Genomic DNA, 6,398 nt, shown 5'->3' on the forward strand with positions numbered 1-6,398 from the left:
ACGCCAGCTACAAAGAGGTTCAAAGAGGACAGATTGATGAGACCCTTTCCCAAAGAGAAAGGGCCTTGGCCCAAGAGAATGAAGCGATAAAATCCAACGCAGTCGAGAGTTCTAGGCCATCGATGGATGGCGCTGTATCTACAATGAAAGTGGGTGCTGCAGCAGGGGCTGCGTGATCTCAGCGCCTGGGTGGAGGCCGGTGTGAGGCCGGCGCAGACACGTTATCGCGTGGATGATGCCCGGATCGAACTGCCTGCCGCCGCGAGCGAACGCGGTGGTGTCCAGCCCGTGGTGTCGCTGCTGGCGAATGGCGGTCCTCGCGCGGATGTCGAGGCTGGCGAGACCGTGGGTTTCGAGGCGAGGGTGGAGTTGCCGCCGAGCTGCGGTCGCCTGGTCGCTGCCGAGTGGGACTTCGACGGTAGCGGGACGTTCGCCGAGTCCGAACGTCTCGATCTCAGTGATCGCCATATCGTGTTGACGCGACAGGCCACCTACTCCGAGTCAGGTACCCACTTTGCCGTCGTGCGTGTCACCACACAGCGCAACCCCGGGACGCGCTATGGCCGGGTCCAGAACCTGGCGCGCGCCCGCGTCGTGGTGAGCGAACGCGGCACGTCGCCATGACGATCAGAAGTTGTATCGCATGCGGGCGCCGAAGGTGCGCGGCAGGCCCATGCCGCGGCTTTCGATGCCGATGATGTTGTAGGTGCCACCGACGTAGGTCACGTACTCCTCGTCGAGCACATTGGTGCCGAACAGCGTGACGTCGAAGCCGGAGCCGAACATCTCGTTCCAGGACAGGTTCAGGTTCAGCAGCGCGAAATCATCCAGCACATCGAACGGCGTGGAGTTCGACGCGGCCGCCCGCTGCTCGCCGGTGTAGGCGTAGGTGGCGCCCAGGCTCATCAGGCCCCAGTTCTGCGGTGCCGGCAGGAACAGGTTCATGTTGGCGACATAGGAATGCCGAGGCGCGAACGGCAGTTCATCGCCGACGACCGCGATCGGGGTGTAGGAGGAGCCTTCCAGGAAGCCGACCTGCGAGACATCGTCGCTGCGATCACCCTGCTCCAGCAATTCCGTGTCCAGGTAGGAGTAGGACAATGCCAGGGTGAGGAACTGGAATGGCTGCAGGAAGGCTTCAACCTCGAAGCCCTGGATTTCGGACTCACCGGCGTTGAAGATGGCCGTGGTCGGGCCGGCGGCGGTGGAAACATAGCCGCCCTGCAACTGCTGATCCTTCAGTTCGTTGTAGAAGACCGAGAAGTTGAAGCGTCCCGGCACCCAACCTCCGAATGTGGTCTTCGCGCCGATCTCGTAGGTGTCCACCGTCTCTTCCTCGTGGGTATCGACGCCCGAATCGGCCGCGAGGTTGACGCTGCCCTGCCGATAGCCGCGCGTGTACTTCGCATAGGTCATGATCCCGTCGAACGGGCGGTAGTTCAGTTCGAACATGCCCGTCGGTGCCTCGCTGCGCACGCTGGGCGTGCTGACGGTCACCGTCGGCGCCTGCTGCGCGGTCAGCAGGTAGGCGTAGCGGGTCTTGATGCCGTAACCCTCGGTCTCGTCCCAGGTGTAGCGCAGACCCAGTGTCGCGCTGAGGCTGTCGAACAGGTCGTAGGTGGCCTGGCCGTAGACCGCCTGGTTCAGATATTCGGTCTTGTATTCCTGCACCAGCACGCCGCCGAGGAATCCGCCCAGCGGGTCGAAGCAGTCGTACTGGGATGGGTCCTGCTCGATCGTGCCGAGATCGCAGTACAGGAAGCTGGCCGACGTGTTGCCGGAAAAGCCGTCCGGCTGGCTGGTCTCGTAGTACAGGCCGGCCTGCCAGATCAGCCGGTCGGCGAGGGCGTTGCCCTGGAACTGGATCTCCTCGACCCAGGTTTCCTGGCTGGTGACCGGGATGGTCGGGCTCGCCACCGAGGCGCCAACCGTGAACTCGCGGTTGCCGCCGGGGTTGGTGGGATCGGGGAAATACGTGCCGAACACGTTCGTGCCGTTCTCGGTGTGGAGATGGGCGTAGGACAGGATGTTCTTGAACGTCAGGTTGTCGGTGATATCCCAGGTGGTCGTGTTGATGAACCGCTTTTCGCGAATCTTCGTGAAGGTGCCCGGTACCGAGCTCTGAAGGTCGTAAAAGCCGTCCTGTCCGGAGGCCTCCTGGTCGGCCAGCTGCTGCTGACAGGGTTGTGCGGTGAACAGGGCAAACGGGTTGGCCACGCTGGTCAGCGTCTCGAAGCCGATGTTGCCGCTGAGCAGGTCCTGCAGCAGGCCGGTGAGGTCGTCGATGCCCGGGACGATGTCCGTGTTGCAGGCGAACAGCCGCGTTGTGTAGCCGTTGGTGTCCGAGTCGGTGAACGACAGGATGCTGTAGTTCTCCAGACTGTCGGTGATGTCCCAGACCAGGCTCAGGCGGGCCGCCGTGTAGTCCACATTGCCCAGCTCGTCGGGACCGATGCCCGTGATGTTGTTCAGATGCCCCTGCCGCTCCTTGTGATCGACGCCGAACCGCAGGCGGATGTCATCGTTGACCGGGAAATTGACGACCGCCTGGGCACGCAGGGCGTCCAGATTGCCGCCCATGGCCTGGGCATAGCCCTCGAACTCCTCGGTGGGCTTCTTCGGCACGATCAGCACCGCGCCGCCGGTCGTGTTGCGGCCGAACAGCGTGCCTTGCGGGCCTTTCAGTACCTGGACGTTTTCCAGGTCAAACAGGGCGCCAGGGCCGGCGCCATCGCCGGAGGTTTGTGAACTTTGCCCGCGAGGTGCCACGACTTCCGCGAAGTAGGTGGCCACGGAAGCCGTGGTCCGCAAGTCCTGGGTGAAGCCGCGGATGGCGAACGACGCGTTCTCCGGGCCGAAGCGCTGGTTGCTGGACAGCGAAGGCGTGTAGTTCGCAAGGTCCGCCGAGTTGGTCATGTCGGCGTTGCTGATCTGCTCCTGGTCGACGACGGTGATGGAGATCGCGACGTCCTGCAGGTTCTCCTCGCGGCGCTGCGCGGTGACGATGACCTCTTCCACCACCGGCTTGCGGCGCGGAGTGTCGTCCGCGGGGATGGCTGTGGAATCGTCCTCGACGGCGATGACGTCGTCGTAGGGTTCCGGGTTGTCATCCGCGTCCTGGTTCGTGTCCGCGCCGCGGCTGGACGCTTCCTGCGGCGGTTGCTCGTTTCCGGAGGACGCGTCCTGCTGCTGTTCGGCGGGTTCGTCTCCGAACAGGAACTCCAGCGACTCCTCGTCAGATGATTGCGCCGAGGCTGTCGAAGCGACGATGCCCAGGCTGAGTGCCAGCGTCGTCAGTACCGCGAAGCGACCTGTGTCCATCCCTGTCTCCATTGTCGACCACGCGTGCTTGTCGTTGTCTGGCCGCCAGGCCGATCGCCGACGCGTTACGTCAGCGGCACGCTTGATTCGATGGAGACGTTGCATCGGCGATCCGGCCGATGTCGTGCACCTGATGTCGGATGCCCGCCGGCTGGATCCGGCTGCTGTTCCCCGCCGGGCTCCATCCGCAACGTGCGCTCCGAAGGAACATGATGTGCCTCCATCCTGTCGCCGTTCCCGCCGGTCTCGGTTTGTCCGATTGTCGTGCGCGGGAACGCCAGGCTAGCGTTGCAAATGACGCCGGGCCTGTACATGCACTGCGGCCGCAGTGGGCAATTCCGTGCTCCGCTACAGTCAAATTCGCCGGAATGGCCCGTTCGGGCCCAGTCAAACTGAACAGAGTCGGGCAAAAATGCCCATGAAATTCAGTCGCTTTGCGTGCCGAGACTGAAGTTACGGGGTCGATTCGCCCAGAATGAAGTCAGCGGCCCGATATCCGATCATCATGCTCGGTGCATTCAGCGCGGAGACCGGGACTTCAGGCATGGCCGAGGCGTCCGCTACGCGGACGTTGGCCAGACCCTTGACCCGCAGTTCGCTGTCCAGAGGGCTGTCGGGGTCGTCTCCCATGCGGCAGGTGCCGGCGAAGTGGAAGGTGGTCATCGACACGCCGTGGATGGCGGCCCAGAGCTTGTCCGGAGGGGTGTCCGGTTTGGCCGTCGGGTTCAGCGGCCGGCAGTCCGCCAGTTGCGGCTGCGCGGCGATGGATCGGGCTTTCCGGATGCCGGCTTCCACGATCTCCTTGTCCCTGCTTTCACGGAAGTAGGCGAGATCGATATCCGCCGGTTCGTCCGGATTCGCCGAGCGCAGGCGAATGCTGCCCCGGGAATGCGGTTTGCCGAGGATGACCAGCAGGCCGAAGATTCCGCCCAGCGAGCGCTTCACGCCCGGAATGGCGAAGATCAGGTGGATCAGTCCGCGGATCAGCGCCCGCAGCGGAGCGATGTGGTACAGCTTGCCCGGCAGCGCCGTGACCGGCCCCATCCGCAGCATGGTGTGCTTGATGGTCGGGGACACCGCGAACAGCACGAAGCAGGTGTCAGCCTTCTGGTCCTTGGGTGCGTCGGCGGGTCGTTCCGCGTTGTCGAAGGCGTAGACCTGCGGATAGGTGAAATCCACCGGATCCTTGGATTTGTAGACCAGCCCGACGTTGGGATGGTCGAGCAGATGCTGGCCCACGCCGGGGGCGTCCTGGACGACGCTGATTCCGACCTCGTCGAGGTTGGCGGCCGGGCCGACGCCCGAGAGCATCAGCAGGCGGGGCGTTTCCAGCGCCCCCGCGGTCAGCACCAGCTCTCCGCTGAGGGTCGCCTGCTTGGTCTGGCCGTTCTGGCGGTACTCGACACCGGTGGCACGGCGCTGCTCATCGAACAGAATCCGCGTGGCCTGCGACTGGCAGGACACGGTCAGGGAGGCGGGACGGTTGCCGTGCAGCCAGGCGACGTAGGAGCTGCGGCGCCACTCACCCTCGAAATTCATGGTGTTGGCGCCGACGACGCCGCGCAGGTCACCGTCGTTCATGCCGTCCTTGCGTTCCAGACCCGCCGCGCAGGCGGCGTCGATGAAGCGCTGGACGAAGGGCGTCGGCTCGCGGCTGCGAATGCCCAGCTTGTCCTCGATGGCCTGGAATGCCGGCAGGTTGTCGTCCCACTGCCAGCCAGCCGGCCAGTTCTCGAAATCCCGCACGTCGCCACGGGTGTAGACCATGCCGTTGACCGAGCCGCTGCCGCCCATGCCGCGACCGGTACCCACGAACTTGGCCTTGCCGCTGCCGTCGATCTGCGGCGAGGCCATGCGGTGAAACATGGTCGCGTCGTTGGCGAAGGCATCCTTGAAGCCGTCGGAGGACAGCGTCTCCGGATGATCGCCGGCCTCGTCTCCGGCCTCCAGCAGCAGCACCCTGGCGCCGCTCTCGGCCAGTCTTGCCGCGACGATGCAGCCGGCGGACCCGCCGCCGACGACGATGTGGTCGTATTGTGCTGTGCTGGTCATGGTCTGAACTCCGGATTCTGCTGGTGGCGGCTGCCGATCACGATTTGGGAAGCTTGTAGGCCATCACCGAGTCGCCCAGCGTGGACTGGTACATGGTGTGGCCACCGGCCGGGATGACGATGTACTGCTCGCCATCGACCTCGTAGGTCACGGGAACCGCCGTGCCAGCCGCCGGCAGTTCGGTCTGCCAGAGCGTCTCGCCGGTCTTCGCGTCGAACGCGCGGAAGTAGTCGTCCAGCGTGTAGCCGATGAACACCAGCCCGCCGGCCGTCAGCAACGGGCCGCCGGCCCCGGGCGTGCCGATGACGTGCGAGAACGGCAGTGGTGACATCGCACCAACGTCGCCCAGCGGCACTTCCCAAAGGATTTCCTTCTTGACGATGTCCACCGCCGTCAGCGCCGCCCACGGCGGTTCGCTGCAAGGGGCGCCGAGCGGAGATAGCAGCGGCGAGATTTCGTAGACGTAGGGTGCGCCGTCCACCTCGAAGCGCATCGGCCCCATGGACTCGATGGCCTGCTCGTCGGATTCGCTGCTGTAGTCCTCGCGCGGAATCAGGCGGACGATGGTCGGCACGCGGTTGGACGGCACCACCATCACGTGGCTGTCGGGATCGTAGGCGCCGCCGCCCCAGTTCGGGCCACCACCCACGGAGGGCGAGAAGATCGTCCCCTGGATGCTCGGCGGCGTGTAGATCGGGCCGGACAGGTACTTGCGCGCCTTGCGCTTGCAAAGCCACTTGTCGATCGGCGTGAAGCCCCAGCTGTCCTCCTCGGGCGAAAAGCCCTGCGGCGCCAGCGTGGGCATGCCCTCGGGGAAGGGCTGCGTGGGTGAGAGGATTTCTTCCGGCACCTTGCCGGTCTGCGGGACTTCGCGTTCGACGATCGGGACCAGCGGTTCGCCGGTGGCGCGATCGAACACGAAGATCAGTCCCATCTTGGTGTTCTGCACCAGCGCCGGCACCAGCTTGCCGTTCTTCGGATAGTCGATCAGCAGTGGCTGGGTCGGCAGGTCGTAGTCGAACACG

The 6,398-nt window shown here is 64.8% G+C and carries 4 protein-coding genes; 1 reads left to right on the forward strand and 3 read right to left on the reverse strand.

Annotated features, from left to right (window positions below):
• Window positions 1-153: 153 nt before the first annotated feature.
• Window positions 154-624, forward strand: coding sequence for a hypothetical protein (locus ABNS06_RS02325; protein WP_348672354.1), 471 nt, complete (start codon window positions 154-156; stop codon window positions 622-624).
• A gap of 3 nt (window positions 625-627) precedes the next feature.
• Here ABNS06_RS02325 and ABNS06_RS02330 read toward each other — a convergent pair whose 3' ends face one another.
• From ABNS06_RS02330 to ABNS06_RS02340, 3 genes are all read right to left on the reverse strand, one after another.
• Window positions 628-3,321 (reverse strand): TonB-dependent receptor, encoded by a 2,694-nt coding sequence (locus ABNS06_RS02330; protein WP_348672355.1) that lies wholly within the window; start codon window positions 3,319-3,321, stop codon window positions 628-630.
• A gap of 453 nt (window positions 3,322-3,774) precedes the next feature.
• On the reverse strand, window positions 3,775-5,373 hold the full coding sequence (locus tag ABNS06_RS02335; RefSeq protein ID WP_348672356.1) for a GMC family oxidoreductase: 1,599 nt from the start codon (window positions 5,371-5,373) through the stop codon (window positions 3,775-3,777).
• Between the two features lie 37 nt (window positions 5,374-5,410).
• The coding region (locus ABNS06_RS02340) for a PQQ-binding-like beta-propeller repeat protein (RefSeq protein WP_348672357.1) at window positions 5,411-6,398 on the reverse strand (988 nt) is incomplete at its 5' end.

Origin of the sequence: uncultured Abyssibacter sp. (genome assembly GCF_964000955.1) — a bacterium.
Taxonomy (GTDB): domain Bacteria; phylum Pseudomonadota; class Gammaproteobacteria; order Nevskiales; family OUC007; genus Abyssibacter.

What these genes read in the sequence shown, in the direction of transcription:
- ABNS06_RS02335 (WP_348672356.1), bottom strand. Translation starts at nt 5,373, where the DNA reads ATGACCAGCACAGCACAATACGACCACATCGTCGTCGGCGGCGGGTCC.
- ABNS06_RS02330 (WP_348672355.1), bottom strand. Translation starts at nt 3,321, where the DNA reads ATGGACACAGGTCGCTTCGCGGTACTGACGACGCTGGCACTCAGCCTG.